24 protein-coding genes are annotated in these 25,579 nt (G+C 68.4%); 10 read left to right on the top strand and 14 right to left on the bottom strand.

The genetic code is table 11. From position 1 onward, the window contains the following. Window positions 1–8: 8 nt before the first annotated feature. Together MJ602_RS01000 and MJ602_RS01005 are read left to right on the top strand one after the other, a co-directional pair. Window positions 9–2,009 carry an LTA synthase family protein gene (locus MJ602_RS01000; protein WP_243019034.1) on the top strand — a complete coding sequence of 667 codons (2,001 nt, stop codon included), beginning with the start codon at window positions 9–11 and terminating at the stop codon, window positions 2,007–2,009. Between the two features lie 152 nt (window positions 2,010–2,161). After that, the gene (locus MJ602_RS01005; protein ID WP_243019035.1) at window positions 2,162–2,446 is read left to right on the top strand and encodes a hypothetical protein; all 285 of its coding nucleotides are present in this window, start codon (window positions 2,162–2,164) and stop codon (window positions 2,444–2,446) included. 21 nt (window positions 2,447–2,467) lie between these two features. Here MJ602_RS01005 and MJ602_RS01010 read toward each other — a convergent pair whose 3' ends face one another. Genes MJ602_RS01010 through MJ602_RS01030 form a run of 5 tightly spaced genes read right to left on the bottom strand, consistent with a single transcriptional unit; the run spans window position 2,468 to window position 7,952 of the window. Continuing rightward, window positions 2,468–3,433 carry an FAD:protein FMN transferase gene (locus tag MJ602_RS01010; RefSeq protein WP_243019036.1) on the bottom strand — a complete coding sequence of 322 codons (966 nt, stop codon included), beginning with the start codon at window positions 3,431–3,433 and terminating at the stop codon, window positions 2,468–2,470. Next, a complete protein-coding gene (locus MJ602_RS01015; RefSeq protein ID WP_243019037.1) occupies window positions 3,414–5,597 on the bottom strand; it encodes a PepSY domain-containing protein in 2,184 nt (727 codons plus the stop codon). Before MJ602_RS01015 ends, MJ602_RS01010 begins: the two co-directional genes overlap by 20 nt. 9 nt (window positions 5,598–5,606) lie before the next feature. Continuing rightward, the gene (locus MJ602_RS01020; protein WP_162014710.1) at window positions 5,607–6,083 is read right to left on the bottom strand and encodes a DUF2271 domain-containing protein; all 477 of its coding nucleotides are present in this window, start codon (window positions 6,081–6,083) and stop codon (window positions 5,607–5,609) included. 47 nt (window positions 6,084–6,130) lie between these two features. Beyond that, on the bottom strand, window positions 6,131–6,559 hold the full coding sequence (locus MJ602_RS01025; RefSeq protein WP_162014709.1) for a PepSY domain-containing protein: 429 nt from the start codon (window positions 6,557–6,559) through the stop codon (window positions 6,131–6,133). Between the two features lie 22 nt (window positions 6,560–6,581). After that, complete coding sequence (locus MJ602_RS01030) at window positions 6,582–7,952, bottom strand: ferredoxin reductase family protein (RefSeq protein ID WP_243019038.1); 1,371 nt, start codon at window positions 7,950–7,952, stop codon at window positions 6,582–6,584. Window positions 7,953–8,059: 107 nt separating this feature from the next. Between MJ602_RS01030 and MJ602_RS01035 the strand changes: the two genes are divergently transcribed. From MJ602_RS01035 to MJ602_RS01050, 4 genes are all read left to right on the top strand, one after another. Beyond that, window positions 8,060–8,419: a PepSY domain-containing protein gene (locus tag MJ602_RS01035; protein ID WP_243019039.1), complete on the top strand. Its 360-nt coding sequence runs from the start codon at window positions 8,060–8,062 to the stop codon at window positions 8,417–8,419. Beyond that, window positions 8,400–9,071 carry a response regulator transcription factor gene (locus MJ602_RS01040; RefSeq protein WP_243019040.1) on the top strand — a complete coding sequence of 224 codons (672 nt, stop codon included), beginning with the start codon at window positions 8,400–8,402 and terminating at the stop codon, window positions 9,069–9,071. The genes MJ602_RS01035 and MJ602_RS01040 overlap by 20 nt, the downstream gene beginning before the upstream one ends. Beyond that, the gene (locus MJ602_RS01045) at window positions 9,068–10,429 is read left to right on the top strand and encodes a sensor histidine kinase (RefSeq protein WP_243019041.1); all 1,362 of its coding nucleotides are present in this window, start codon (window positions 9,068–9,070) and stop codon (window positions 10,427–10,429) included. The genes MJ602_RS01040 and MJ602_RS01045 overlap by 4 nt, the downstream gene beginning before the upstream one ends. Window positions 10,430–10,508: 79 nt before the next feature. Then, the gene (locus MJ602_RS01050) at window positions 10,509–11,045 is read left to right on the top strand and encodes a GNAT family N-acetyltransferase (protein WP_242455242.1); all 537 of its coding nucleotides are present in this window, start codon (window positions 10,509–10,511) and stop codon (window positions 11,043–11,045) included. Between the two features lies 1 nt (window position 11,046). On the opposite strand, the gene MJ602_RS01055 is transcribed toward MJ602_RS01050, so the two are convergent. Beyond that, the gene (locus tag MJ602_RS01055) at window positions 11,047–12,135 is read right to left on the bottom strand and encodes a YcjF family protein (protein WP_279235537.1); all 1,089 of its coding nucleotides are present in this window, start codon (window positions 12,133–12,135) and stop codon (window positions 11,047–11,049) included. A 23-nt stretch (window positions 12,136–12,158) separates the two neighbouring features. Here MJ602_RS01055 and MJ602_RS01060 point away from each other — a divergent pair, with 23 nt between their 5' ends. Further along, complete coding sequence (locus MJ602_RS01060; protein WP_243019042.1) at window positions 12,159–12,644, top strand: NUDIX hydrolase; 486 nt, start codon at window positions 12,159–12,161, stop codon at window positions 12,642–12,644. Here the strand turns inward: MJ602_RS01060 and MJ602_RS01065 are convergent, their stop codons facing one another. Next, entirely contained in the window at window positions 12,645–14,135 is a 1,491-nt protein-coding gene (locus MJ602_RS01065; RefSeq protein WP_243019043.1) for a M20 family peptidase, read from the bottom strand. 151 nt (window positions 14,136–14,286) lie between these two features. On the opposite strand from MJ602_RS01065, the gene mnmA reads away from it, so the two are divergent. Further along, window positions 14,287–15,402, top strand: coding sequence for a tRNA 2-thiouridine(34) synthase MnmA (gene mnmA / locus MJ602_RS01070; protein WP_243019044.1), 1,116 nt, complete (start codon window positions 14,287–14,289; stop codon window positions 15,400–15,402). Window positions 15,403–15,503: 101 nt separating this feature from the next. Here the strand turns inward: mnmA and ssb are convergent, their stop codons facing one another. After that, window positions 15,504–16,046: a single-stranded DNA-binding protein gene (ssb, locus tag MJ602_RS01075; protein WP_162014700.1), complete on the bottom strand. Its 543-nt coding sequence runs from the start codon at window positions 16,044–16,046 to the stop codon at window positions 15,504–15,506. Window positions 16,047–16,128: 82 nt separating this feature from the next. Continuing rightward, window positions 16,129–17,307, bottom strand: coding sequence for an MFS transporter (locus MJ602_RS01080; RefSeq protein WP_243019269.1), 1,179 nt, complete (start codon window positions 17,305–17,307; stop codon window positions 16,129–16,131). Window positions 17,308–17,539: 232 nt separating this feature from the next. On the opposite strand from MJ602_RS01080, the gene uvrA reads away from it, so the two are divergent. Then, window positions 17,540–20,599 carry an excinuclease ABC subunit UvrA gene (uvrA, locus tag MJ602_RS01085; RefSeq protein WP_423246676.1) on the top strand — a complete coding sequence of 1,020 codons (3,060 nt, stop codon included), beginning with the start codon at window positions 17,540–17,542 and terminating at the stop codon, window positions 20,597–20,599. A 59-nt stretch (window positions 20,600–20,658) separates the two neighbouring features. On the opposite strand, the gene MJ602_RS01090 is transcribed toward uvrA, so the two are convergent. From MJ602_RS01090 to MJ602_RS01110, 5 genes are all read right to left on the bottom strand, one after another. Further along, window positions 20,659–21,624 carry an alpha/beta hydrolase gene (locus tag MJ602_RS01090; protein ID WP_243019045.1) on the bottom strand — a complete coding sequence of 322 codons (966 nt, stop codon included), beginning with the start codon at window positions 21,622–21,624 and terminating at the stop codon, window positions 20,659–20,661. A 160-nt stretch (window positions 21,625–21,784) separates the two neighbouring features. Continuing rightward, the gene (locus MJ602_RS01095) at window positions 21,785–22,732 is read right to left on the bottom strand and encodes a helix-turn-helix transcriptional regulator (RefSeq protein WP_243019046.1); all 948 of its coding nucleotides are present in this window, start codon (window positions 22,730–22,732) and stop codon (window positions 21,785–21,787) included. Next, window positions 22,719–23,387: a hypothetical protein gene (locus tag MJ602_RS01100; protein WP_243019047.1), complete on the bottom strand. Its 669-nt coding sequence runs from the start codon at window positions 23,385–23,387 to the stop codon at window positions 22,719–22,721. Before MJ602_RS01100 ends, MJ602_RS01095 begins: the two co-directional genes overlap by 14 nt. A 77-nt stretch (window positions 23,388–23,464) precedes the next feature. Then, complete coding sequence (locus MJ602_RS01105) at window positions 23,465–24,373, bottom strand: hypothetical protein (protein ID WP_243019048.1); 909 nt, start codon at window positions 24,371–24,373, stop codon at window positions 23,465–23,467. Window positions 24,374–24,515: 142 nt separating this feature from the next. Continuing rightward, window positions 24,516–25,001, bottom strand: coding sequence for a glutathione peroxidase (locus MJ602_RS01110; protein WP_162017944.1), 486 nt, complete (start codon window positions 24,999–25,001; stop codon window positions 24,516–24,518). A 144-nt stretch (window positions 25,002–25,145) separates the two neighbouring features. On the opposite strand from MJ602_RS01110, the gene MJ602_RS01115 reads away from it, so the two are divergent. Then, on the top strand, window positions 25,146–25,550 hold the full coding sequence (locus tag MJ602_RS01115; RefSeq protein WP_162017943.1) for a DUF2251 domain-containing protein: 405 nt from the start codon (window positions 25,146–25,148) through the stop codon (window positions 25,548–25,550). Window positions 25,551–25,579 lie beyond the last annotated feature (29 nt).

Here is a 25,579-nt window from a genome sequence, read left to right on the forward strand (position 1 = left end):
GCACTCCCATGTTTGAACCCCGCAATCACCAGGCGCCCGCTGCGCGCCTGTGGTCCCTCTTGAGTCCTTTGGGCGCCTACGCGCCGATCGGCCTGTTGTTCCTTGTCGGCCTGCCGATGCTGTCGCTCTCGCGCATCGCGCTGATGCTGTGGCAGTGGGATCGCGTGGCCGCCACCGGCATCTGGCCCGACATGCTGCTCCATGGCGTTCGCGTGGACATCATCCAGTTGAGTCTGCTCGGCTTGCCACTGCTGCTTCTGGCACCGGTGCTGGCCATGCACCGGACCTGGCGGTTCTGGCGTGTGCTGAGCAGGTACTGGGTGGTTCTGTCGGTCGCGCTCCTGGCCCTGCTGGAAATCGCGTCGCCTGCATTCATCAACGAATACGACTCGCGCCCCAACCGCCTGTTCGTCGAATACCTGAAATACCCCGCCGAAGTGTTCCCCATGCTGTGGAACGGGTTTCGCCTCCACCTGGTGGGCGGAACGCTTGCCACAACCTTCGTCGTGTGGGCCATGGTGCGGCTGACCCGGCCGTGGCTGACGGTAGCGCCGTCCTGGTCCCGCCTCAAGCTCTGGCTGACCTGGCCGCTGCTGGCGCTGTTGGCCTTGGTGGCCATCCGGTCGAGCTTTGACCACCGCCCGGCCAACCCGGCATTGTTCGCGCTCACCAACGATGCCATGGTGAACACGCTGATCCTCAATTCGACCTGGTCGGTGGCACACGCCATCTACGGCATGAAGCATGAGGCACGCTCCAGCGAAATCTACGGGTCGATGAAAGAGAACGACATCCTCCAGCAGGTGCTTGCCACGCGCCAGCTGCTGCAAGATGCGCGGCCCTTGGTCGGCGACCGGGAGATCCCGACGCTGACCGACCAGAAGGCAAGCATCCGGCGCGAGCGGCCGCTCAACCTGGTGATCATTCTGGAAGAAAGCCTGGGCGCCACCTTTGTCGAGTCGTTGGGGGGCGTCCCCGTGACGCCGGAAATCGAGAAGCTCAAGGAAGAGGGCTGGTGGTTTGAGCAGCTCTATGCCACCGGCACCCGCTCGGTGCGCGGCATCGAGGCGGTGGTCACAGGATTCCCGCCCACGCCGGCGCAGTCGGTGGTGAAACTGTCGCTGGCGCAGAACAACTTCTCCACGCTGGCTCAGATTCTCGGAAAACAGGGCTACGAGTCGGAGTTCATCTACGGTGGCGAATCGCATTTCGACAACATGCGCGGCTTCTTCATGGCCAACGGTTTCTCCCGCGTCACGGACCAGAACGACTACGAATCCCCGGTCTTCAAGGGAAGCTGGGGGGTTTCGGACGAGGATCTGCTGAACAAGACACACGAACGGCTGCTGGCCAAGCACGCCGAAGGCAAGCGCTCGTTCACGCTCGTGTTCACTTCGTCGAACCACACGCCTTTCGAGTTTCCGGACGGCCGCATCGAGCTGTACGAGCAGCCCAAGGGCACGGACAACAACGCGGTCAAGTACACCGACTACGCGCTCGGCCAGTTTGTGAAAAAGGCCCGCTCCAGCGATTACTGGAAAGACACGGTTTTCGTCGTCGTCGCCGACCATGACATCCGCGTGCGCGGCGACAGCCTGGTTCCCATCGAGCGTTTCCATATTCCAGGGCTGATCTTTGGCGCGGACATTCCGCAGCGCAAGGTCAAAACGGTGGCCAGCCAGATCGATCTTGCGCCCACACTGCTGTCCTTGATGGGGGTCGATGCCAAGCACCCAATGATCGGACGCGATCTGACCCGTGAGCCGGACAGCCTCCCAGGCCGGGCGATGATGCAGTACGAGCAGAACTATGCCTGGATGGAGGGACAGAAGGTGGTGATCCTGCGTCCGGGCAAGGAAGCATCGCACGCTGACTACGACCCGGCGCGCAAGCACCTGACCACCGCTGCGCAGCCACCAGAGAACGGCAAGGCCATGGAGGAGCGCGCGCTCGCGCATGTCCAGCTGGGGGCATGGCTGTATCGGTCGCAGCTCTACCGTCTGCCTTGACCGCACGGCGGGGCACGCCCCGCCGAATGGATGGCGGCGCCGCCCCCTTGCTGAACGCCAGTGCAACAAGCCGTTCAGCAGCGATTCATGCCCTCCGGCGCAGACTGAAGGCACAGTCACTTTCGACTGACCTTTCTTGCGAGGAGATCGCCATGAACCCCATCCCCTTTTTCTCCGCCTTTGTGCTGGCCTCGCTGGTGTCCACCCCGCTGCTGGCGGGCGAACATGACCACCGCCGCACCCCGACGGCCGAACGCAATCTGCAAGACATGTGCCCGGTGCCCACCAGCGTGAGCGCCCAGGAGCCGGGCTATGGATGGCAGTATTTCAGCGACCCGGCCACCCACCACGCGGTGGTCATCAGCCCCGAAGGGGACTACTACTTCAGCCGCGGCAAGGGGCTGCACTGGGTGGCTTCGGCGCAGTCCGGCGCCTGAGCTGCGCTCCCGAGGGCGGGGCTATGCTGGGGCAAAGCGCCCCAGACCCACCTCCACCAGAGCGCCTTCACGGTGCAGCAGCCACAGGGCTTCCAGCCCCATGCGCTGCGCCAGGGCCAGGCCAGCACCAGGGCCGGCCACCAGCAGCGCGGTGGCCCAGGCATCGGCATGCATGCAACTGCGTGCCAGCACCGTGACCGAAGCAACCCCGTTGTGCACGGGTGCGCCGCTGCGCGCATCCATGGTGTGGGCCAGGCGCTGGCCCTGTACGTCCCAGAAATGCCGGTAGTCGCCCGAGGTGGCCACGGCAAGATCCTGCAGCTCGATGACCCCGCGCACTGCGCGACGTCCGACCTCAGGCTGCTCCAGCGCCACGGGCCAGGCACCACCGCCCGGCTGACCCCCCACGGCGCGCAGTTCACCGTCCAGTGCCACCAGCGCATGGCGCACCCCCTGCTGTTGCAGCACCGCCGCCATGCGGTCCACCGCGTAGCCCTTGGCAATGCCGCACAGGTCGATCTGCACCGCCGCGTGCTTGCGTGCGCGGCCCTGGGTGGCGTCCAGCTCCAGGCAGGTATGGGTGGGTGGATGGGCGGCACTGCGTGCGCTGCCGATGGCGGCGGCATCGGGCGCGGTGCGCGCCGCGCCAAAGCCCCAGGCGTCCACCAGCGCACCCACGCCGATGTCGAAGGCGCCCTGGCTCAGGCGGCCGATGTCCAGTGCGCAGGTCAGGACGTCCAGCATCTCGCTCGGCAGGTCCACCCAAGCACCCACCGGCGCATGGTTCAGGCGCACCAGGTCGCTGTCGGGCTTCCAGGGAGACATCTGCGCATCCACCCGCTCCACGGCAGCGGCCAGGTCCTGGCGCAGGGTGTGCCACTGCGCCTCGGGCCGTGGTGCGCAGGTGACGGACCAGCGCGTACCCATGGTGGGCCCGTGCAGCGTGGCATGCCCAGCGGCAGCGGGTTCAGAACACATCTTCGGCATAGCGCTCCTCCGCTTTGAGCTGCTGCACGCTCAGGTGCAGCGGGGCCAGCAGTTCATCCAGCGCCTGGGCCACTCCGCGTGCCATGGCCTGGCTGCCGCACACGCGCACCAGGGCACCGTGCGCCAGCAGGCCGCGCAAATGTTCGGCGTCACGGCGCAGGGCGTCCTGCACATAGCCGCCGCCCCCCGGGATGCGCGAAAACACCTTGGTTACACCCGCCACGCGCCCTTGTTGTTGCCACTGCGCGATCTCGGGCCCGAAGTAGTCGTCGCACGCCGGATCGCGCCCGCCAAAGTACAGGAACATGGGCTTGTGCCCCTCGTTGCGCCGGATGAAACCGGCCAGCGGCGCCACGCCGGTGCCCGCACCAATGAGCACCACGCTGCGCCGCGAGCGCCCCAGCGCAAAACCAGGATTGGGTCGGACGAAGGCCTGCACGCTGCCGCCTGGCACCAGGCCCAGCAGGTGCGTGGAGCACAGGCCGCCAGGCATCTGGCGCACACAGATTTCCACAAAGCCATCCTGCCAGCCCGAGGCCAGCGAGTAGTAGCGCGGCACGCTGCTGCCTGGCGGCACGATACCCAGCAGATCGCCTGCGTCGAAGTGCGCCAGCCCACCTTGCGCGGGCAAGGCGAAACGCAAAATGGCCGTCGGCTGACCGGGCCGCCCGGGGTAGTCCTGGCGCGCCTGCAGCGCGAGCGCCGTGGTGGGTGGCAGACGCGGCACATAGTGCAGGGGCAGGGGCGCCCCCAGCGCTTGCGCCAGCGCCTGGCCCCAGCGGGCGAACTGCTGGCTGGACTGCTGGTGGATGCACTCCAGCGGCAGCAACGTGGGCCAGCCCCGCGCGCGCAGGGCCTCATCCAGGGCCTGGGCGTAGGCACAAAAGCCAGGGTACTGGCGGTCGCCAAAGCCCAGCACGGTCACAGGTGTGGCGCCCGCCGGTGCGGCGGCAATGCGCTGCAGGGCCAGGCGTGCATGCGTAGGTGCCTGGCCATCGCCGTAGGTGGCAGCCAGGATGAATACCTGGCGCGTGGCGGGCGTGGTCTGAAACTGCTCCAGCGCCGCCGTGTGTACCCGGTGGCCTTGCTGCACCAGCGCTTCGTGCAGCGCCTGCGCAAAGCCCCAGGTGCTGCCGCCTTCACTGGCGACAAAGACCAGCACATCGGCCTGCGCCAGTGTGCTGTTGTGGGCCGTGCGCGGCGCCTGGCGGCGTGCCTGCCACCAGATGAGCAGGCCCGAGAGCCAGAACAGCGGCACGCTCGCACCTGCCAGCCCCAGCACCACGGCCCAGGGCCAGGCGGCTTCGCCCGTGTGCAGCACCACAGCCCAGTCCACCACCTGCTGCGCCAGGGTGGCGTCCTGCCAAGCCAAGCGCTGGCCGGTGTAGCGATCCAGCCAGCCAGCGCCCTGGCGCGTGGCGAGCTTCCAGGTGTCCTGCGGGTCGGCGGCGTCCGGGAAGTTGAGGCGCCGCAGGTCCTGCACCGCCAGGCCCTGCAAGGGCGCCAGTTGCGCCACGGGCAAAGCGGCCTGACCGGTGGGCACGGAGGCCACCTCGGGCTCGACGCCGGCATCCAGCACCACCAGGCCCAGGGTGGAGGCGCTCATGGTGAGCGCCGTGACCGATGTCAGGAACAACACGGCCAGCAACACCCGGCCCGTGACGGTATGGATGCGCTGCGCCAGCGTGCCACGCACACGCCCTGCCATGTGACGCCAGCCGCCCATGCGGCGCAGCAGCAACACCAGGCCCGAGGCGCACAACAGCCCCAGACCCAGCGCAACGCCTGCGGCACCCCAGCGCCCAGCGTCGCCCAGCAAGAACGCGCGGTGCAGGTTCTTCACCCAGCGTGGCAGCGCGGAAGCCTGGTAGGCGCCCAGAACACGGCCATCGGCCGGGTCCACATACGATGCCTGCGCCTGTTCGCCATCAAAACCAAACACCACGATGGCGCCCGAGGGCAGGCGGCGAATTTCCTCTGCGCCGGGCACGCCACGCGCCACACGCTCGGCCAGCGTGGCCACGGTCAGTCCAGGGTCTGCCGGTCGGGCACGCCAGGCCTGCTGCACCGGGTCGAACGCCAGCAGTGCGCCAGTCATGCCCAGCACCAGGACCAGGGCACCCAGCAGCAGCCCCACCCAGCGGTGGAGGGTCTTCCAGTTCATGCCTGTCCTTTATTGAAGCTGGAAGCTCACTGCCTGGATGTACTGCTTGCCCGCCTGTGGCTTGCCTGCCTGGCTGGCCGACAACGGCACGCGCACTTCGCTGGGGCTGTCACGCATGTTTTCCACCGAGGCGTCCACGCGGATTTCGTAGCCCGCATCGATCAGGGCGTCCGCCAGATCGAGCGTGACCTTGAGCGTGCGCCCCGCACCCACGCTGGCGCCCGTCACGCCCACCAGGCGCTTGGTGTCGCCGGCCGACAGGCGGTTCCAGTCGGACAGGTGCTTGTAGTACTTGGCCTTGCCGCCCGCCACCCACAGCGTGCCCGCGTAGGCGCCCTTGGCATCGGTCAGGTACACGGCGAGATAAGCACCGTCGCCGCCATAGTTCTTGAGTTGGGTGGTCAGGGTGACCTGGCGCGCTTGTGCCAAGGCAGGCACGGACAGCGCGCAGGCAGCGGCCAGGGCCGTGAGAAGGGGTTTGGACATGGTGTTCTTTCCGGTTCAGAGGGGGTAGCAGAGCAAGGCGCCGGGCCTCACTCGACCTGGCCGCGCACAGCGGTTCCAGGGGTGAAAACAGGTGAAGCGGCAGGAGCGGCTGCGGGAGCCGCGCCATCGGAAGCAGGCTGCGCGGCACGCTCGGCGCGGCGGTCGCGGTCACGGGAACGCTCGCCGTCCCGGTCTTTGTCGCGGCGCTTCATCTTGACGACCCGAAGCGTCTCCGGGTCCACCTTGGCCTTGAAGGACCGGCCTTGTGCATCCTTGCCATAGACCTCGTAGCAGCCGTCGTCGATCTTCAGGCGCTGGACGTCCCAGCCTTGCTGGGTGGCCATCTGGCGCACGGCTTCGCGCGATTGCCAGCGGGCCACCGGCGCATCGCAGTCGTCATCGGCCCAGGTGGGCAGCGTGGCAAGGCCCATGGCCAAGGCCAGCAGTGCAGTGCGCAGGGGGGAGGTGTGTTTCATCGTGCTTCTCCTTCGGGGTGGGTTAACGCATGGCAAACGACTCGCGGTGCAGTCGCCAGGAACGCTGGGTGCTGGCATGGGTATGCAAGGTGTCACCCAGACCCTGGGGGCCGCAGTACCAGATGTCCAGGGGGCCAGCGAGGCCCTGCAAGTCCTGCGGGCGCAGGAGCTGGCCCTGGGCCGCGCTGTGCACGGTGAGCGGCACCGCGGGCTGCGCCTGGGCGCACAAAGTGCGCAGGCGGGGCAGCAGCGGGTCGCTCGCAGCGTCGCGGGTGCAGTAATGCATGTGGGCGGGCGCGCTGGCGGCAGACTCTTTTTGCCGCGCCTCCAGCAGCGCCAGGAAGGGCGTGACCCCCACACCGGCGGCCACCCACACCTGGGTGCGGTGGGCGGAGCCCTGGCCGTCAAAGCGGCCGTAGGGGCCTTCGATGTCCACCGGCTGCCCCACGCGCAGCCGCTGGTGCAGGGTGCGCGTGTAGTCACCCAGGGGCTTGATCACCAGGCGCACGAGCGGCTCCCCCTGGAGGCTGCTGCCCAGGGCGTCCGGCGCACTGGCAATGGTGAAGGGATGGGCGCCTTCGGCCTGGTCAAAGCGCACAAAGGCGAACTGCCCCGCACGGTGGCCCGGCCAGCTGGACGGCAAGGCGCACACCACCTCGATGGGGGCCAGCGTGCGCTCCTCGCCCAGCAGCTCTATCGACTGGATGCGTGCAGCATGGGTGCGCGCGCGCCCCACCCGGCCCGCCAGGGACCACAGTGCTGCGCCGCTGCCCACAGCCATCAGAGCGCCCATGAGCTGGCCCAACGGTTGGGACCAATAAGCCAGGGGCATCAGAGCTACCGAATGGAACACCAGTGCCAGAAACAGCACCGGCATGGCACGGTGCAACAGGCGCCAGTGCTTGTAGTTCAGCAGGCGCGACAGGAGCGTGAGGGCGATCATGGCCAGCAGCAGGTAAAAGGCCCACTCCCCCAGGTCCTTGGCGAAATCCCGCGCATCGGTCAGCCAGGGCAGTACGGCATCGCGGGCAGGCTTGCTGCCACGGCCCCACAGCGCCTTGAGAATGCCCCCCGACTCCTTGGCTCCCCAGTGGAGCACGGCGGTCAGTGCTGCGGCAATTCCGGTCCACTTGTGCAAGCGGTACACCTTGTCCATGCCGCCGAGCGCCCGATCCATCCAGGGCAGGCGCAACGCCAGCAGCATGGCCAGCACCATCAGGCCCACGCTCCACAGGCCACTGAGGTAAATCATTTGTTGGCGCGCTGCCCACCAGGCAGCGCCCCCGCCCACGGCACCTGCCGCGGGCGCCAGACCTGCCCCCGAAGGGGCCACTGCCAACCATGCCAGGGTGATGCCCAGCAACCAGAAACCCAAGACCAGTTTGATCCGCATACGATGCTTCCTTTCCTGTTGCAGACCATTGTTGGAAATACCGCTTGAACGCTTGCTGAAACCTGCGTTCATCTGCGGTTCATCGGCAGCGCGATACAAACCAGTCCATGAACCTGTCCACCACTTCCTTCCATCGCCGCCTGCTGGCGCGCGCCTTGGCGCTGTGTCTGGCGGGCGCCACCCCCCTGCTGCATGCCGACGGCGACCACGACAAGGCCCGACAGGCCCTGGTGCAGGGCAAGGTGCAACCCCTGCGCACCGTGCTCGAAAAGGTGGAGCGCGACTACCAGGGCCAGGCAGTGAAGGTCGATTTCGACGAGGACGACGGCCGCTACATTTACGAGATACGCCTGTTGCAGAACGACGGGCGCATGGCCAAGCTGAAGGTGGATGCCGTGGACGGCAAAGTGCTGGAAGTGCGGCGCAAGGAAAAAACAAAGGACCGGGATGCGCATCCTCATCGTTGAAGACGAGCCCACGCTGTGCAGCCAGTTGGAGCGCGCCATCACCGCCGCCGGGCACACGGTGGAATGCGCCAGCGACGGGATCACCGCCCACCATCTGGGCGACGTGGAAGACTTCGACGCGGTGGTGCTGGACCTGGGCCTGCCCGCACTCGATGGCCTGTCGGTGCTGCGGCGCTGGCGCGCGGCCCACCGCAACATGCCGGTGTTGATCCTGACGGCGCGCAGCGCCTGGCACGAAAAGGTCGCTGGCATGGACGCCGGTGCCGACGACTATCTGGCCAAACCCTTTCACATGGAAGAACTGCTGGCCCGGCTGCGCGCCCTGCTGCGCCGCCTGGGCGAACATGCCAGCGCGCAGTGGCAATGCGGGCCGATTCTGCTGGACACCCGCCAGGCCCGCGTGCTGGTGGACGGCATGCCGCTGCAACTCACCAGCCACGAATTCAAGCTGCTGTCCCTGCTCATGCAGCGCAAGGGCGAGGTGCTCTCGCGTACCGAGCTGTCCGAGCACATCTACCCGCAGGATGGCGACCGCGACTCCAACACCATCGAGGTCTTCGTGGGGCGCCTGCGCAGAAAGCTCCCTGCCGGCTGTATCGAAACCGTGCGCGGTCTGGGCTACCGCCTGGTGGAACCGGGCTGCGCGGAATGAACGCCGGCTCGCTGCGCCTGCGCCTGCTGGCGGGCATGCTGGCCTGGATGCTGCTGACCATCGCATTGGTCGGGTGGGGCCTGCGCACCTTGTTCCAGGACCACATCACGCAGCAACTGCAGGCCCAGCTGACGGTGCAGCTCGATCAGTTGAGCGCCGCCGTGGACTGGCAGGCCCCTGACCGCGTCAGCGTGGGCGGCATGGCCGCCGATCCACGCTTGTCGCAACCCCTGTCGGGCCTGTATTGGCAGATCGACCGGCTGGGGCCCCAGCCCCAGGCCGCGCTGGCGCGCTCGCGCTCGCTGTGGGACCAGGTGCTACAGCTGCCGGATGCAGCGCCCCCACCAGGCACAGGCTTCCGGCCCCTTGCCTTGCAGGACAGCCAGGGCCATGCCCTGCTGGCCGTGGAGCGCAGCCTGCAATTGCCCGACGAGGAGGCACCACCACTGCGCCTGGTGGTGGCGGGCGACCGCGCGCTGCTGGCCGAGCCCCTGCATCGCTTCACCCAGATGCTGCTCATCGCGCTGGGCATTCTGGCGCTGTGCCTGGCGGCAGCCGTCGCGGTGCAGCTGCACCTGGCCCTGCGGCCCCTGGCGCTGCTGCGCCAGGGCTTGGCCGCAGTGCACCGCGGCCAGACCCAGCGCCTGGACGGACGCTACCCCCAGGAGCTGCAACCCCTGGTCAACGAGTTCAACCATGTGCTGACCCAGAACGCCGACATGGTGCAGCGCGCACGCACGCAGGCAGGCAACCTGGCCCACGCCGTGCACACGCCCCTGGCCATATTGGCCAATGCGTCGGCCCAGGAACAGGGCGCACTGGCCCAATTGGTGCAGGAGCAGGTGGCCCTGGCCAAGCGGCAGGTGGACTACCACCTGGCCCACGCCCGTGCCGCGGCCGCCGTGCGCGCGACCGGCCTGCACACGCCCGCGCTGGCCCCGGTGCAGGCCCTGCTGCGCACCATGCAGCGCCTGCACGCCGAGCGCGCGATCTGTTTCGAGCTGGCACCCCAGGCCCAGAACCTGGCGTTCAAGGGCGAAGAACAGGACTTGTTCGAGATGCTGGGCAACCTGATCGACAACGCCGGCAAGTGGGCGCGCCAGCGCGTGGTGGTGGACATCCAGCCGCAAGGCAGCGCACTGTGCATCACCGTGGACGACGACGGCCCCGGCATTGCGCCGAACCAGCGCGCACGCATGTTTGAACGCGGCGTGCAACTCGACGAACAGCACCCAGGGTCGGGCCTGGGCCTGAACATCGTGCAGACCCTGGCCCACACCTACGGCGGCAGCGTGGAAGCGCTGGATTCGCCCCTGGGCGGCGCACGCCTGCAGCTGTGCCTGCCGGGCGCCGACTGAGCACGTTACCCCAACCGGTGGGCACGTCGGAAAACTGACGCACAATCGGGCAGTTTCCCCGCCTTTTCACTGAACCACCGTGTCTTTCCCACCCCTGCCCGTCGGCCTGCTGATCCGCCCCCTGGCCCTGGCCGACCTGCCCGGTCTGCTGGACGTGCAGCGCTCCTGCTATGGCGGCGGATACGTGGAGAGCGCCGAGGTGTTTGCGCAGCGCATTGCCTGCCCGACGCAGTGCTCGCTGGTGCTGGAGGTGCAGGGCCGCGTCATGGCCTACCTGGCGGCCTACGACTCCATGATGGGCAAGGTCACACAGCTGCACGGCGAGTTTGAACCCGCCCCCCACCCCGACACCCTGTACCTGCACGACCTGGCCGTGCTGCCCGAGCTTGGGGGCCAGGGCATGGCCGCGCGCCTGCTGCACACGCTGTGGCAGGGCGCGCAACGCCGGGGGCTGCAGCGTGCAGCCCTGGTGTCGGTACAGGGCTCGCAGGGCTTCTGGCAGCACCACGGTTATGTCGCCTACACCTTGCAGGACACCGCCCAGCGCGAGCGCCTGGCGGCCTATGGGCGCGACGCAGTGTACATGATGCGGCGCCTGGACAGCGCGCCCCTGTAGCTCAGCCCCCGCGCACCAGCGCCATGACCTTGCCTGCGTCCAGCGTGGCCGCACGCTCGCGGATTTGCGGCAGGTACTGGGTCTGCATCTGGCGTGCGGGTGCCAGCAGGTCTTCGTAGGTCGAGCGCAGCAGGGCCGCATCCATCACGCGGCCCCCGGCGTAGTAGCGCTTGGCCAACTGGCCCAGCGCATAGGTGGTGGCAAACGAGAAGGCCATGCCCGTGGCCGCGCCACCGACCTTGCCCATGGTCTTGCCCAGCGCCTTGCCCACCAGGCCGCCCAGGAGTTTGCGGCCGAACTGCTCGATGTACTGCGAGGTCATGCCGATGCCGGCGGCAGCGATGAATTCCTTGATGTGGCCCTGGTCCAGCTCCACGCCATGGGCCTGGCCAATGCGGTACACCAGCCGGATCTGTAGCGGAATGATGGCCATGGAAGCCCACGACTGCGGCAGCAGCTCGAGCGCGCCGTTGAGGATGGCAGCGTTGAGGATGGTCTTGTCCAGTTCGGCATCCTGTGTGGTGGACGTGCCAGCGGCAGCCGTGGGGGCTGCGGCCGCTGCCGCTGCACCGGCGCGCCAGGACGGGGGCGCCGCCATGGTCTGCGCGGCCACCGCATCGGCCTGGGCCTCGAAGTCGCGCAGCCCGGCGTCCTGCGCCAAGCCCAGCGCGCTGCGCAGATCGGCCAGAAAGCGCTGCTCTGCGGCGCTCTGGCTGCCGTCTGCATCGCACACGCAGACGGCCATTTCGTAGGCCAGCTGGCGGTGCGCGGGGTCGGTGAGCGCGGCCACGGCACCCGGCACCGTCACACGCTGGAGCAACACGTCCTGGTACAAGGTGGCCAGGGGGTGCCCTCCCTGGTCATCGCTCAACGATTCGGCGATGCGCCGGATGGCTTCGCGCTCGCTGTCGGCCTTGTGGCCATCGGCAAATGCGGCGAACAGGGCCAGGGTGAGCAGGGCGTTGCGGGAGTCTTGTTGCATGCCAGTCCTTTGGGCGGTGGTGAAATCAGCGGCGCTGCGCAACGGCACCGAAGCGCAGCGCGATTCCTGTGCTCGGAGTGCACACAGGGCATGGCAGTTCCCTGTCATCGATGCTGGCGATAATCGCCGCCATGCCAAACCGCTGGAAACCCAACGTCACCGTGGCCGCCCTGATCGAACGCGACGGGCATTTTCTGCTGGTGGAGGAAGACACCGCCGACGGCCTGCGCCTGAACAACCCGGCCGGGCACCTGGACCCGGGCGAATCGCCCATCCAGGCCTGCATCCGCGAGGTGCTGGAAGAAACCGCGCACGACTTCACGCCCACGGCCGTGGTGGGGGTGTACCTCAACCGCTTTCGGCGCACGCGCACGGGCGACGACATCACCTACCTGCGCTTTGCGTTTGCGGGGCAGTTGGGCACACACCACAGCTGGCGCGCGCTGGACGAGGGCATTGTGCGCACCGTGTGGATGACACCCGAGGAAATCCGTGCCACGCGCGATCGCCACCGCAGCCCGCTGCTGCTGCGCTGCCTGGACGACTACCTGGCGGGCCAGCGCTTTTCGCTGAACCTGGTGCACACCGACGACAGCGTGCTGCAGCCCAACGGCTGATTACTGCGCCCCCTTCGCCACCTGCGGGATGAGCCGGTGGTAAAAGCGGATGGCCTCGGCGTAGTTCTGCACGCTCAGGCGCTCGTTGGTGCCGTGAAAACGCTTGAGGTCTTCCGCGTTGGCCCGGATGGGCGAGAACTTGAAGACATGGTCGCTGATGGCGCCGTAGTGGATGGAGTCCGTGCCCGCCACCATCAGGCCCGGCGCCACCAGGGCGTCGGGAAAGACCTCGCGGATGGTCTGTTGCAGCGCCCGGTACTGGGCCGAGTCGGTGGGTGCCACCTTGGACGCCTCCACGGCGCCAGGCAGGGCAAACAGCTCGAAGCGGTCCTGCGGTGCGGCCTGCGATACCTGGTTGCGCATGTGCTGGAGCACGCCATCCTTGGTGTCGCCGGGCAACAGGCGGAAATTCACCGTGGCCTCGGCGCGGCCGGGCAGCACGTTCTCCTTGTTGCCCGCGTTGACGATGGTGAGCGCCGTGGTGGTGCGCAGCAGCGCATTGGTGCTGGCAGCGCCTTCGAGCTGCTTTTGTACCAACGGGCCAAACAGCCACAGGTTGGACAGCGCCACCCTGGAGAAGCCACCCATTTCGGGCGCCAGGGTGTCGAACATCTCGGCCGCCACGCCCCGGATGCCGCCGGGCAGTTGCTCGTCTTCCAGCCGCTTGAGCGCCGCGCTGAGCATGGCAATGGCACTGGTACCCTTCGGCGGTGGCATGGACGAATGCCCCGGTGTGGCCGACAGGCGCAGCACCACCGACATGTAGCCTTTCTCGGCCACGCCGATCAGCGCGGCGGGCCGGGCCAGCCCAGGCATCACGCCGTCGAGCACGAGCAGGCCCTCGTCGAGCACAAAGTCGAGCTGCACACCACGCGACTGCAGCAGCGCCGCAATCTGCGCCGCACCGCGCTGGCCGCCCACCTCCTCGTCGGCGCCATAGGCCAGGTACAGCGTGCGCGGCGGCTGGTAGCCCTGGGCCAGCAGCATCTCCACCGCCTCCAGTTGCGACAGCAGGTTGCCCTTGTCGTCCCAGGCGCCCCGGCCCCAGATGTGGCCATCCTTCACCGCGCCCGAGAACGGCGGCACCGCCCAGTCACCCTCGGTGCCGGGGGCGATGGGCACCACGTCCTGGTGCGCCAGCAGCGCCACAGGCTTGGCCTGCGGGTCGGTGCCCTTCCAGGTGTAGAGCAGGCTCAAGCCCCCGACCACCTCGCGCTGCAGTTGGGCATGCACCCTGGGAAACTGCTGCGCCAGCAAGGCATGCAGGGCCTGGAACTGGTCGGCGCTGAGCTGTGCATCGTCGCGCGCGGAAATGGTGGGCAAACGCACCGCCGCACCCAGGCGCTGGGCGGCCGCAGCCTCGTCCACCGCCACCGGCGCCAGCGGCTCCACCGGCAACTGGCGCGAGCCCTTGCGCAGCGTGTTGACGGCCAGCACAGCGGCCAGCAGCAGGAACAGGGCCAGCAGTGCCCCGAGAATCTTCTTGGTCATGGGTGCGTCTCCTATCGTCTGCGGCAGATGTGCGTGCCCCACCACAGGTGTTACCGAATGCTACGCGGCACCGGCGCACTCGCGCAATGGCAATACCGCCAGCAACCGGGGCAAAATCGCCATGGAGGCCACCCTGGCGATAATTGGCACCATGAACAAGCACCGCGTCGTGGTGGGCCTCTCCGGCGGGGTGGATTCCGCCGTCACCGCCCACCTTCTCAAGCAACAGGGCCACGAGGTGGTCGGCATCTTCATGAAGAACTGGGAAGATGACGACGACAGCGAATACTGCTCGTCCAACGTCGATTTCGTGGACGCCGCCGCCGTGGCCGACGTGATCGGCATCGAGATCGAGCACGTCAACTTCGCCGCCGAGTACAAGGACCGCGTGTTCGCCGAGTTCCTGCGCGAATACCAGGCCGGGCGCACGCCCAACCCCGACGTGCTGTGCAACGCCGAAATCAAGTTCAAGGCCTTCCTCGACCACGCCATGCGCCTGGGCGCCGAGAAGATTGCCACCGGGCATTACGCGCGCGTGCGCCAGAACGCCACGACCGGATTGTTCGAACTGCTCAAGGGCCTGGACCCCTCCAAGGACCAGAGCTATTTCCTGCACCGCCTGAACCAGGCCCAGCTTTCGAAAACGCTGTTCCCCGTGGGCGAACTGCACAAGACCGAGGTGCGCCGCATTGCCGCTGAAATTGGCCTGCCCAACGCGAAGAAAAAGGATTCGACCGGCATCTGCTTCATCGGCGAGCGGCCGTTCCGCGAATTCCTCAACCGCTACATCAGCCACGCGCCAGGCCCCATCCTGGACGACCGGGGGCGCAAGCTGGGCCAGCATGTGGGCCTGTCGTTCTACACCCTGGGCCAGCGCCAGGGCCTGGGCATTGGCGGCGTGAAGGAAAAGGGCGCCCAGCGCGGCGGCGGCTCACACGAGCCCTGGTTCGTGGCGCGCAAGGACCTGGAGAAAAACACGCTGCGCGTGGTGCAGGGGCATGACCACCCCTGGCTGCTGTCGCACCGGCTGGTGGCGCAGGACCTGAGCTGGTGCGCGGGCCACGCCCCCGCGCCCGGCGCCTACGCCGCCAAGACGCGCTACCGCCAGCAGGACGCCGCCTGCACGCTGGAGACCTCCCCCGACGGGATGGCCCTGCAATTCCCCGAAGCCCAATGGGCGGTGACCCCGGGCCAGAGCGCGGTGCTGTACGACGGCGAGGTCTGCCTGGGGGGCGGGGTGATTGCAGCAGTGGATACGCCGCTTTGAGTCTTTTTGGCCTCCAACGCTCGCCAATTAAGCGCTGATAGCTATTATTTTAATAGCAATTTGATGTCCTGACCGCCGGCCGTGCGGTCAGGGCCTGGGCATCAGAACGGAATGTCGTCGTCCATGTCCTCAAAGCCCGAGGACGCGCGCGGCGCCTGGGCCGCGGGGGCCGGGGCCGGGCGTGCTGCCGGCGCGGGGGCCGGACGCTGGGGTGCAGCAGCGCGGCGCGGCGCCTGGTCGTAGCCGCCGGCATCGCCGCCGTAGCCGCCGTCGTCATAACCACCCGCCTGTCCGCCGCCCATGCCCTGGCGGCTGCCCAGCATCTGCATGGTGTCGGCGCGGATTTCGGTGGCGTAACGCTCCTGGCCGGTTTGCTGGTCGGTCCACTTGCGCGTGCGCAGGCTGCCTTCCACATAGACCTGGGAGCCTTTGCGCAGGTACTGGCCCACGATCTCGGCCAGGCGGCCGTTGAAGACCACGCGGTGCCATTCGGTGGCCTCGCGCATCTCGCCGCTTTGCTTGTCCTTCCACTTGTCGGTGGTGGCAATGGTCACGTTGGCCACCTGGTCGCCGCTGGGGAAGGTGCGCATCTCGGGGTCACGCCCCAGGTTGCCGACGATGATGACTTTGTTCACGGATGCCATGCTGCTCTACCTCGATGTTGGATGGGCGCCGCCTGTATCTCACGGCGCCAAACGCCCGATTGTGCCGCAAGCGCCCGGGCTGCTAAGAACCCGCCTTGGCCACGGGCCGCAGGGGCCAGGTCAGTGCCAGCCAAAGAGCCGCCAGCAGCGCCGTGGCGGCGAACAGGCCGGGGGCGCCCGCCCATTTGGCCAGCGCGCCGCCCAGGGCGCCGCCCGCAAACAGGCCCAGCGACTGCAGGGTGTTGTAGGCCCCCAGGGCTGCGCCGCGCAGGCTGCCGGGCGCCATGCGCGAGACCAGGCTGGGCTGCGTGGCCTCCAGCATGTTGAAGCCGCAGAAGAACACGAACAGCAGCGCCCCCAGGCCCCACAGCGATGGCATGCCGCCACCCAGCGCCACCACGCCCAGACCCACCTGCACCAGCAGGATCAAGCCAATGGACAGCAGCATGGCCGCGCGCAGGCGACCGCGCCGCTCCATGGCCAGCAGGCCGCCCATGGCGATGATGGACAGCACCAGCGCGGGAAGATAGGCCTGCCAGTGCGCCTCCTTGAGCAAACCGGCCTGCACCAGCATGGCGGGCACGGCCACCCACATGGCCATTTGCACGGTGTGCAGCACGAACACGCCAAAGTTCACCCGCATCAGGTCGGCATTGCGCAGCACGTCGGCCAGGCGGCCGGGCTGCCCGTGCGTGCTGCGGGGCTGCTCGGGCGGCACCACCCACAGCACGGTGGCAATGCCCGCCACGGTAAGCCCGAAGGTCAGCCAGAACAGCCCCGCCAGGCCGAACTGCGCCGCCAGCAGCGGCGCTGCCACCAGGGCCAGCGCAAACATGAGCCCGATGCTGATGCCCACCAGCGCCATGGCCTTGGTGCGCACGCTCTCGCGCGTCTGGTCGGCCAGCAGCGCCGTGACGGCGGCGGACACGGCACCCGCGCCCTGCAGCGCCCGGCCCAGCAGCAGGCCCATCACATCGTTGGCCAGTGCGGCCCACAGGCTGCCCACGGCAAACACCAGCAGCCCGGCCACGATGACACGCTTGCGCCCGAAGCGGTCGGACGCCATGCCCAGCGGCAACTGGAAGAACGCCTGCGTGAGCCCGTACATGCCCATGGCCAGGCCCACCAGGGCCGGGTCGTCGCCACCGGGGTACTTGCGTGCCTCCAGCGCAAAAACGGGCAACACCAGGAACAAGCCAAACATGCGCAGCGCAAAGATCAGCGCCAGGCTGACGCTGGAGCGGCGCTCCTGCGCAGTCATGGCGCTGGCACTGTCATGCGGGCGCCCCGGTGCGGCCGGGGCAGCGGTCGGAGAAGCGGGCGAGGACACGGTGGATTCGGGCACGCAGAGAATGGGCCGCCGGGGCAGGCCTGGCGGCGCTGGTAAAAACCCTGATTGTCCGCGATCCGGCGCGGCCAGGGGGGCGGCTACCGTCCAGAGCCCTTTTGGCTATCATGGAGAGTTCCCCTTTTGGCGCACCGCGCCCTCTGCCGTGACCCCGCTGCCCCCCCCATCCCCACCGCAAGACACCGCCACGCCGGAGACCGGGCGGCCGCTGGCCCAGGTGCTGCGCGCCCAGGCGCACATCTGCATCCGCGGGGCGCGCACGCACAACCTCAAGAACATCGACCTGGACATTCCGCGCAACGCACTGGTGGTGATCACCGGGCTGTCGGGCTCGGGCAAATCCAGCCTGGCGTTCGACACGCTGTACGCCGAGGGCCAGCGCCGGTATGTGGAGAGCCTGTCCAGCTATGCACGCCAGTTCCTGGGGCGGCTGGACAAGCCCGATGTGGACCTGATCGAGGGCCTCTCGCCGGCCATCAGCATCGAGCAAAAGGCCACCAGCCACAACCCGCGCTCCACCGTGGGCACGGTGACCGAGATCCACGACTACCTGCGCCTGCTGTTTGCGCGCGCCGGTACGCCCTACTGCCCCGACCACGGCCTGCCCCTGCAGGCCCAGACCGTGAGCCAGATGGTGGACGCCGTGCTGGCCCTGCCCGAGGGCACGCGCCTGATGGTGCTGGCCCCGGTGGCGCGCGGCAAGAAGGGCGAGTTCACCGAGCTGTTTGCGCAGATGCAGGCGCTGGGCTATGTGCGCTTTCGGGTGGACGGGCAGACCTACGAGCACGAAAACCTGCCCGCGCTCAAGAAGAGCGAGAAGCACGACATCGACGTGGTGATCGACCGCGTGAAGGTGCGCCCCGACCTGCAGCAACGCCTGGCCGAGAGCTTTGAAGCCGCCCTGCGCGTGGGCGCCACCGAGGGCCACGGCCGCGTGCTGGCGCTGGAGATGGATTCGGGCCAGGAGCACCTCTTTTCCTCGCGCTTTGCCTGCCCGGTGTGCAGCTATGCGCTGGGCGAGCTGGAGCCGCGCCTGTTCTCGTTCAACTCGCCCCAGGGCGCCTGCCCCAGTTGCGACGGCATCGGCCAGCAGGAGGTGTTCGACCCCGCGCGGGTGGTGGCCTTCCCGTCCCTGAGCCTGGCCAGCGGCGCCATCAAGGGCTGGGACCGGCGCAACGGCTACTACTTCGCGATGCTGGAGAGTCTGGGCGCGCACTATGGCTTTGACGTGGAGGCGCCGTTCGAGTCGCTGCCCGCCAGGGTGCAGGACGTGGTGCTGCACGGCTCGGGTACCGAAGACATTGCGTTCCGCTACATCCTGGACAGCGGCGCCCAGAAGGGCAAGGCCATCGTCAAGCAGCACCCCTTCGAGGGCATCCTGCCCAACATGGCGCGGCGCTACCGCGAGACCGATTCGACCGTGGTGCGCGAGGACCTGGCCCGCTTTCGCAGCACCCAGTCCTGCCCCGACTGCCAGGGCACACGCCTGCGCCGCGAGGCGCGCCATGTGCGCGTGGGCGAAGGCGCCCAGGCGCGCACGCTGCACGAGGTGAGCCACCTCACGCTGCTGGACGCGCAAACCTGGTTCGAGCAGTTGCAGCTCAGCGGCGCCAAGGCCGAGATCGCCGACAAGGTGGTGCGCGAGATCAGCGCGCGGCTGCGCTTTCTCAACGACGTGGGCCTGACCTACCTGAGCCTGGACCGCAGCGCCGAGACGCTCAGCGGCGGCGAGGCACAGCGCATCCGCCTGGCCAGCCAGATCGGCTCGGGCCTGACGGGCGTGATGTACGTGCTCGACGAGCCCAGCATCGGCCTGCACCAGCGCGACAACGACCGCCTGATCGCCACGCTCAAGCACCTGCGCGACATCGGCAACAGCGTGATCGTGGTGGAGCACGACGAGGACATGATGCGCGCGGCCGACGAGGTCATCGACATGGGCCCAGGCGCTGGCGTGCACGGCGGGCGCGTGGTGGCGCAGGGCAGCTTCGATGCCGTGCGCCAGCACCCGCAGTCGCTCACCGGGCAGTACCTTGCGGGCACCCGGCGCATTGCCGTACCTGCACGGCGCACGCCCTGGCTGCCGGTGGTGGCCGCCCCGGCACCCGAGGCCAAGCCCAAGTCACGCTTCCCGGTCAGCGAGGCCAGCCGCAAGCGCGCCGAGCGCATGGCCGAACACGAGGCGCGCCAGGGTCCGCTGCAGGCGCTGCGCGTGCTGGGCGCCACGGGCAACAACCTCCAGAACGTGAGCGTGGACTTCCCCGTGGGCCTGCTCACCTGCGTGACGGGCGTGTCGGGCTCGGGCAAGAGCACGCTGGTCAACGACACGCTGCACAAGGCCGTGGCACGCCAGCTCTACCGCGCCCACGACGAACCGGCGCCGCACGAGGCGATCGAGGGCATCGAATATTTCGACAAGGTCATCAACGTGGACCAGTCGCCCATCGGCCGCACGCCGCGCAGCAACCCGGCCACCTACACCGGCCTGTTCACGCCGATCCGCGAGCTGATGGCCGAGGTGAACACCGCCCGCGAGCGCGGCTACGGCCCGGGGCGCTTTTCCTTCAACGTGGCGGGCGGGCGCTGCGAAGCCTGCCAGGGCGACGGCATGGTGAAGGTGGAAATGCACTTTTTGCCCGACGTGTACGTGCCCTGCGACGTGTGCCACGGCCAGCGCTACAACCGCGAAACGCTGGAGGTGCAGTGGAAGGGCCGGAACATCGCCCAGATCCTCGACCTCACGGTGGAAGACGCCGCAGCCTTCTTCCAGGACGTGCCGACCATCGCGCGCAAGCTGCAGACGCTGCTCGACGTGGGCCTGAGCTACATCCGCCTGGGCCAGAGCGCGACCACGCTCTCGGGCGGCGAGGCGCAGCGTGTGAAGCTGGCGCAGGAGTTGAGCAAGCGCGACACCGGCCGCACGCTCTACATCCTGGACGAGCCCACCACCGGCCTGCACTTTGCCGACATCGACCTGCTGCTCAAGGTGCTGCACCAGTTGCGCGACGCGGGCAACACCATCGTCGTCATCGAGCACAACCTGGACGTCATCAAGACGGCCGACTGGCTCATCGACATGGGGCCCGAAGGGGGTGCGGGCGGGGGCACCGTGGTGGCGCAGGGCACGCCGGAAGAGGTGGCGACCCATCCGGCCAGCCATACGGGGCGGTATCTGGCGCCCTATCTGGCAGGACAGAAAGTTTAGGTCAAATGGGGCTCTAGCGCTTACTCAATAAGCGCCAGTAGCTATTATTTTTATAGCAATCAACGCCCCAGTTTCTGCGCCACCACCGCATCCAGCGAGGCCATGAAGCCCTCCACCGCACGGGTGTAGTCGCTGTCCAAGCCCAGCTCGGCGTTGATTTCGCCGTGCGTCAGGGGCTGGGGCAGCACCTCGGCGCGGCCGCCCAGGGTGTGCACATGCCGGGCCATGGCCTGCGCCTGCAGGCAGGGCTGGTCAAGCCGCTCGGTGGAGCAGACGAACTGGGCGGGCGGCGCACCGCTCACCCACTGGTGGAAGGGCGACAGCGCGTGCCAATAGACCGGGTTGGTACCAAAGGCGTCGTCGTACAGCGGCAGGTGCGGCGCGCGCATGAACTGGGGCACGTTGAGCATGGCGCTGTCCAGCGACACGGCGCCCAGCCAGGGCCAGGCGCCCAGGCGCTGGGCCAGCGCGGGCTGGGCGTTGATGAGCGACACCAGGTGCGCCCCAGCCGAGTGGCCCATCAGGATGAAGCGCCCCGCGTCGCCCCCCCACTGCGCAGCCTGCTGCTGCGCGGTGGCCAAGGCCTGGGCCACGTCCTGCGCCTGCTGGGACACAGGGGTGTCGGGCAGCAGACGGTAGTTCACCGACACCACGATCACCCCGCGCGGCACCCAGCGGGCGACCTTGTTCTGCACCACGCTGGGCATGGCCTTGTCCCCGTTGCGCCAGCCGCCGCCATGCACCATGAACACCACCGGCGCGCGTGCACCGCTGGGATCGGGCGTGCTGGTGCTGGGCCGGTAGATGTCCATGCGCTGGCGGGCGTCGGGGCCGTAGGGCAGGTCGGTGATTTTCTGCACATCCGGGGGCAGGGGCGCGCGCCGCTCCTGCACGCGCTCGGCCAGCCGGGTGCGCAGGCGCTCGGTGGCCTGGGGGGTATCACTGCGGGACAAAGGCTGGGCCTGCGCCAGCGGGGCCAGGCCCGCCACCAGGGCGCAGAACAGGGCCATTCGTTGCAAGGTCATGGGCACATCTCCTGACAGAAGGCCGCGCGGGCCGGTGGCGCCACTGTGCACCGGCCCGTGCGCTGGAATATGTACGCGGCATGAAGCCTGCGTTGATGGCGGTAACAGAAAGTACGGCAACGGCCCTGCGTTCACCAAGGCGGCCTACCGCCGACCGGCATCACGGTGCCGCCGTGCGCAGGCGTGGCGTGCGCGGCGTGCGGCGGCGGTGCACCCAGGGTGTCTGTGCGCCGGGCGCTGGGGGCGGCAGGTCCCGGTCGCGCTGCGCCAGGTACCACAGCAGCCAGTCGGGCTGGTCGGTCTGGTCGATGTGTGTGTTGGCGGTGTCAAAAAAACGCGAGGGCGCCGCGCCGTAGTTCTGCGCCCAGACCTTGGCAAAGTGGGCCGAATCGACAAAGCCCGCCGCCTGTGCAATCTGCGTGAGGGCCAGGCCGCTGCCCATGAAGCTGGCGGCCGCCCGGATCTTGATCGACAGCGCATAGCGCCGCAGTGGCAGCCCGAGCCCCTGGTGGAACAGGCGCGAGGCGTGGTGCGCCGACAAGCCCAGCAGCGGCGCCAGGCGCTCCAGTTCTGCGCCGGGGTCTTCGTCGAGCAGGCACATGAGCCTGCGCACGCGCGGATCCAGCGGCGCGGGCTGCGGGAGCTGGCGCGCCGTGGCCGCCACGGCCTCGCGCACCTGGGCGTCCACGGCCTGGCCCTGCAATCTGCCTGCGGCAAAGGCGCGCCCCAGGTCTTGCAGCGCAGCGCATGGCGCCCCGTGCAGCGCCTGCACGCCGGGCGCTGCCAGGGCCTGGAAGTGGCGGTAGTGGGGGTGGCCGGGCTCCAGGTCGATGAGCAGCAGGGATCGGTCCAGGGCATCCACGGTCTTGCACGCCATGGGCGCAATGAGCAGCGCCGGGGCTTGCACCGTGTGGCCCTGGCAGCGGGCCTGCAGCGCCTGGCCGTCGGTGCTGCACAGCAGCGTGGCGGCGTGGCGCTGGGTGGTGTTGCGCATGCCGGGGCAGGCAAACACAATGGCGTCGCCGAGCAGGCGCACGCGCGCCTGGGGCTGTCCCGGGGGCGCCGCTGTCCAGACCGAACGTGCGGCGGGTGGCTCAGCCCTGGCCATCGCTAGGGGTCTCCTCGTTCAAGCGTACCGACAGGCGCACCAGCGCCCCGTTGCGCACCACCTGAAAGGCCAGTTCGTGCACGCTCGTCAGGGCCACCATGTTGCTTTCCTCCACCGGCGGCTGGTCTGGCAGGTCCAGCGTGTACACGGTGTCGCCCGGCCGCAGGCCCGAGCGCGCGTACACGCTGCCGGGCAGCACGGCCTGCACCATGTAACCGCCCCGGGGTTCAGGTTGCAGCACCACATGGTCCAGGAAATCCTGGGCCGCCAGGCGGCGTTGAACCGACAGGCGCTCAGGCGCGATGCCCGCGTTGAGCGTGCGCGGGTCCGGGCCCTGCGCAGCTTCGTCCTCGTCGGCCACGGGCTGCAAGCGGTCCCAGGGGGAGTGGGTGGCTGCGGCGGGCTCGGCAGCGTCGGCCACGGGGGCGCCCGCTGCAAACGGCCAGGCCTGGCCCGCGCGCTGCGCCTGGGCCACCGGGGCGCTGGCTGGGGTGTGCAGCGCTGCGGGTGGCTGCGCGGGCCACAGCGCCCACAGCAGCGCCCCCAGGGCCACCAGCGCCAGAGCGGCCTGCGGCCAGCGCCGGGCCAGCGGGACAGGTCGCGCTGCCGGCACCGAAGGCGTGCGGGGCTGGCTGGATAGTTCGTAGTGCTTCATGGCGCTTGCTCCCGTGATTGCACCGCAGTCCGCACCCCAGCGCTACAGGGAAAGCGCCAGGGTTCGTTGATACTTTCTCAGGGTTTGACGAATGTCTTGAGCCAGTCCATGGTGGCCTTCACGCCCCATTGGTTGTTGCCATATTCATAGTACGGGTCCACCCCCAGGATGCCCGAGCATTGCACGCCGGGCACGCCCAGGTTGCCCATGAAGCAGTGGTCGGCATTGAGGTCGGCCACTTCCAAATCCTTGACGATGTACCAGCCGCTGCCGTTGCTGCGGAAGCACGATTGCCGCCCGGTGCACTTGAGCCCGGTGACCAGCTCGGCCTGCGAGCGCGCGATGGCCTCGGTGCCGCCCACGAACATGTCGCGCTCGCCGTTGATGATGCGGATGCGCTCGCCCGGTTGGGCGTGCTTGCCGTTGGCCATGCACGACTCCAGGTTGTAGGCCACGGTGTAGGTCGAGCCCGTGCCCTGGCCCATGGAGGCCTGCACCCGGCTGTCGTAGTTCTTGGCCAGCACCGAGATGATGGAGCCCTGGCTCAGACCGCCGGTGACGATGCCCTTGGAGCAATCGGCCTTGCCGCGCGCGCACAGCTTGGCGATGGCGCTGCTGGTGCTGGTCGCATTGAAGATGCCCTTGGCGCGGCCGCTGATGGTGGAGCAGCTGCCGAACGAGGCGTTGGCGTACTGCACCGTGGCTGCCACAAAGCCGCGCGCCACGGCGGCGTCGATGGCGGCCTTGGCCCAGGCGCTGTCATAGGCCTCGCCCGTGCCCACGGTGTGCACATACACCGGGTACTTGCCTGCGGCGCTGGGCTCCTTGCCGTAGATGTTGTAGGTGCTGCCGTTGCGGTAGGTGGTGGTGAAGGTGGTTTGCGCCTGCGCCGACAGCGCCCCCAGCAGGGCCATGCCTGCAACAAGGAAGCTGCCCAGACGGCACAGGGCGCGGCGTGGGGTGGTGTGGGGGGCGCATGGGTGCATGGTGTGTCTCCTGGTTGGTTTTGCACAGTGGGCGCCCGGCAAGGGCGGCACCACAAGGAAGGCAAACCAAGTCTAGGAAGCACACCGCGCGCGGCCTTGTACCGAAAGGCCATGGACCCCGGGGCTTTCCCGGGGAGAGGCATCACGCCTGGAGCGCGGCCTCCACGTCGTCCGCCAGCTTGGCGGGCGTGTCTTGTGGGGCGTAGCGCCGGATGACCTGGCCGTCCTTGCCCACCAGGAACTTGGTGAAGTTCCACTTGATGGCCTTGCTGCCCAGCAGACCGGGGGCCTCGGCGCACAGCCAGCGGTACAGCGGGCTGGCCTGCGCGCCGTTGACATCGACCTTGGCCATCATCGGAAAGCTCACGCCGTAGTTGAGCTGGCAGAAGCTGGCGATCTCGTCGTTGCTGCCGGGGTCCTGGCCAGCAAACTGGTTGCACGGAAAGCCCAGCACCACCAGACCCTGGTCGCCGTAGCGCTGGTGCAATTCTTCCAGCCCGGCAAACTGCGGCGTGAAACCGCAGGCACTGGCGGTGTTGACGATGAGCAGCACCTTGCCTTCGTACTGGCGCAGCGGGACGGTGCGGCCGTCGATGGTCTGGGCGTCGAAGTCGTAAACCGTGGGCATGGTGGGCACCTGTGCAGTGGAAAGACCCGCATGCTAGCCGTACCGCGCTGCAGGCGCTCAAGCGCCTGTGGATTCCTGCGCGCCTAGCCTGGATACACCCCACAGGCGTGGTACCTTTGCATACCTTTCCCGTCTGCACGCACCATGCCCATCCACGTCGCCGCCCAGCGGCAAATCTTTGTCGGCCAACCTGTGACCATCGAAGGGGTCGCGCCCCAGGGACAGTTCAGCGCGGTGTTCGAGGACGATGGCGAGACAGGTTACTTCTATGCGCTGGACCGGGCCCTGGCCAGCCAGCCCATCCAGGACGCGGTGCACATCTACGATGTGGAGAGTGTGACCGACCGGGCGCAGCCCTCCACGGTCAAGATCGGCTGGGCAGCCGACTGCCGCAAGGCGGTGCTGCTCATCAACGACTACCCGCACGCGGTGTTCGACTTTGAAGCGCAGCAGGGCTATTGCCGCAGCGGATTCCCGCCGCCGGGCGTGGGCCCCTGGTCGCAGGACGGCCACGTGTGGGACGAGGCCTGCATCGCGCTTTTTGCATAAAATTGGCCTCCAGCGCCCGTCCATCAAGC

Origin of the sequence: Simplicispira sedimenti, from assembly GCF_022760965.1 — a bacterium.
Taxonomy (GTDB): Bacteria; Pseudomonadota; Gammaproteobacteria; order Burkholderiales; family Burkholderiaceae_C; genus Simplicispira; species Simplicispira sedimenti.

Excerpts from the sequence above, each read along its gene's own strand:
- MJ602_RS01000 (WP_243019034.1), top strand. The coding sequence starts at position 9 with ATGTTTGAACCCCGCAATCACCAGGCGCCCGCTGCGCGCCTGTGGTCC.
- MJ602_RS01005 (WP_243019035.1), top strand. The coding sequence starts at position 2,162 with ATGAACCCCATCCCCTTTTTCTCCGCCTTTGTGCTGGCCTCGCTGGTG.
- MJ602_RS01010 (WP_243019036.1), bottom strand. The coding sequence starts at position 3,433 with ATGCCGAAGATGTGTTCTGAACCCGCTGCCGCTGGGCATGCCACGCTG.
- MJ602_RS01015 (WP_243019037.1), bottom strand. The coding sequence starts at position 5,597 with ATGAACTGGAAGACCCTCCACCGCTGGGTGGGGCTGCTGCTGGGTGCC.
- MJ602_RS01020 (WP_162014710.1), bottom strand. The coding sequence starts at position 6,083 with ATGTCCAAACCCCTTCTCACGGCCCTGGCCGCTGCCTGCGCGCTGTCC.
- MJ602_RS01025 (WP_162014709.1), bottom strand. The coding sequence starts at position 6,559 with ATGAAACACACCTCCCCCCTGCGCACTGCACTGCTGGCCTTGGCCATG.
- MJ602_RS01030 (WP_243019038.1), bottom strand. The coding sequence starts at position 7,952 with ATGCGGATCAAACTGGTCTTGGGTTTCTGGTTGCTGGGCATCACCCTG.
- MJ602_RS01035 (WP_243019039.1), top strand. The coding sequence starts at position 8,060 with ATGAACCTGTCCACCACTTCCTTCCATCGCCGCCTGCTGGCGCGCGCC.
- MJ602_RS01040 (WP_243019040.1), top strand. The coding sequence starts at position 8,400 with ATGCGCATCCTCATCGTTGAAGACGAGCCCACGCTGTGCAGCCAGTTG.
- MJ602_RS01045 (WP_243019041.1), top strand. The coding sequence starts at position 9,068 with ATGAACGCCGGCTCGCTGCGCCTGCGCCTGCTGGCGGGCATGCTGGCC.
- MJ602_RS01055 (WP_279235537.1), bottom strand. The coding sequence starts at position 12,135 with ATGACAGGGAACTGCCATGCCCTGTGTGCACTCCGAGCACAGGAATCG.
- MJ602_RS01060 (WP_243019042.1), top strand. The coding sequence starts at position 12,159 with ATGCCAAACCGCTGGAAACCCAACGTCACCGTGGCCGCCCTGATCGAA.
- MJ602_RS01065 (WP_243019043.1), bottom strand. The coding sequence starts at position 14,135 with ATGACCAAGAAGATTCTCGGGGCACTGCTGGCCCTGTTCCTGCTGCTG.
- mnmA (WP_243019044.1), top strand. The coding sequence starts at position 14,287 with ATGAACAAGCACCGCGTCGTGGTGGGCCTCTCCGGCGGGGTGGATTCC.
- ssb (WP_162014700.1), bottom strand. The coding sequence starts at position 16,046 with ATGGCATCCGTGAACAAAGTCATCATCGTCGGCAACCTGGGGCGTGAC.
- MJ602_RS01080 (WP_243019269.1), bottom strand. The coding sequence starts at position 17,307 with ATGACTGCGCAGGAGCGCCGCTCCAGCGTCAGCCTGGCGCTGATCTTT.
- MJ602_RS01090 (WP_243019045.1), bottom strand. The coding sequence starts at position 21,624 with ATGACCTTGCAACGAATGGCCCTGTTCTGCGCCCTGGTGGCGGGCCTG.
- MJ602_RS01095 (WP_243019046.1), bottom strand. The coding sequence starts at position 22,732 with ATGGCCAGGGCTGAGCCACCCGCCGCACGTTCGGTCTGGACAGCGGCG.
- MJ602_RS01100 (WP_243019047.1), bottom strand. The coding sequence starts at position 23,387 with ATGAAGCACTACGAACTATCCAGCCAGCCCCGCACGCCTTCGGTGCCG.
- MJ602_RS01105 (WP_243019048.1), bottom strand. The coding sequence starts at position 24,373 with ATGCACCCATGCGCCCCCCACACCACCCCACGCCGCGCCCTGTGCCGT.
- MJ602_RS01110 (WP_162017944.1), bottom strand. The coding sequence starts at position 25,001 with ATGCCCACGGTTTACGACTTCGACGCCCAGACCATCGACGGCCGCACC.
- MJ602_RS01115 (WP_162017943.1), top strand. The coding sequence starts at position 25,146 with ATGCCCATCCACGTCGCCGCCCAGCGGCAAATCTTTGTCGGCCAACCT.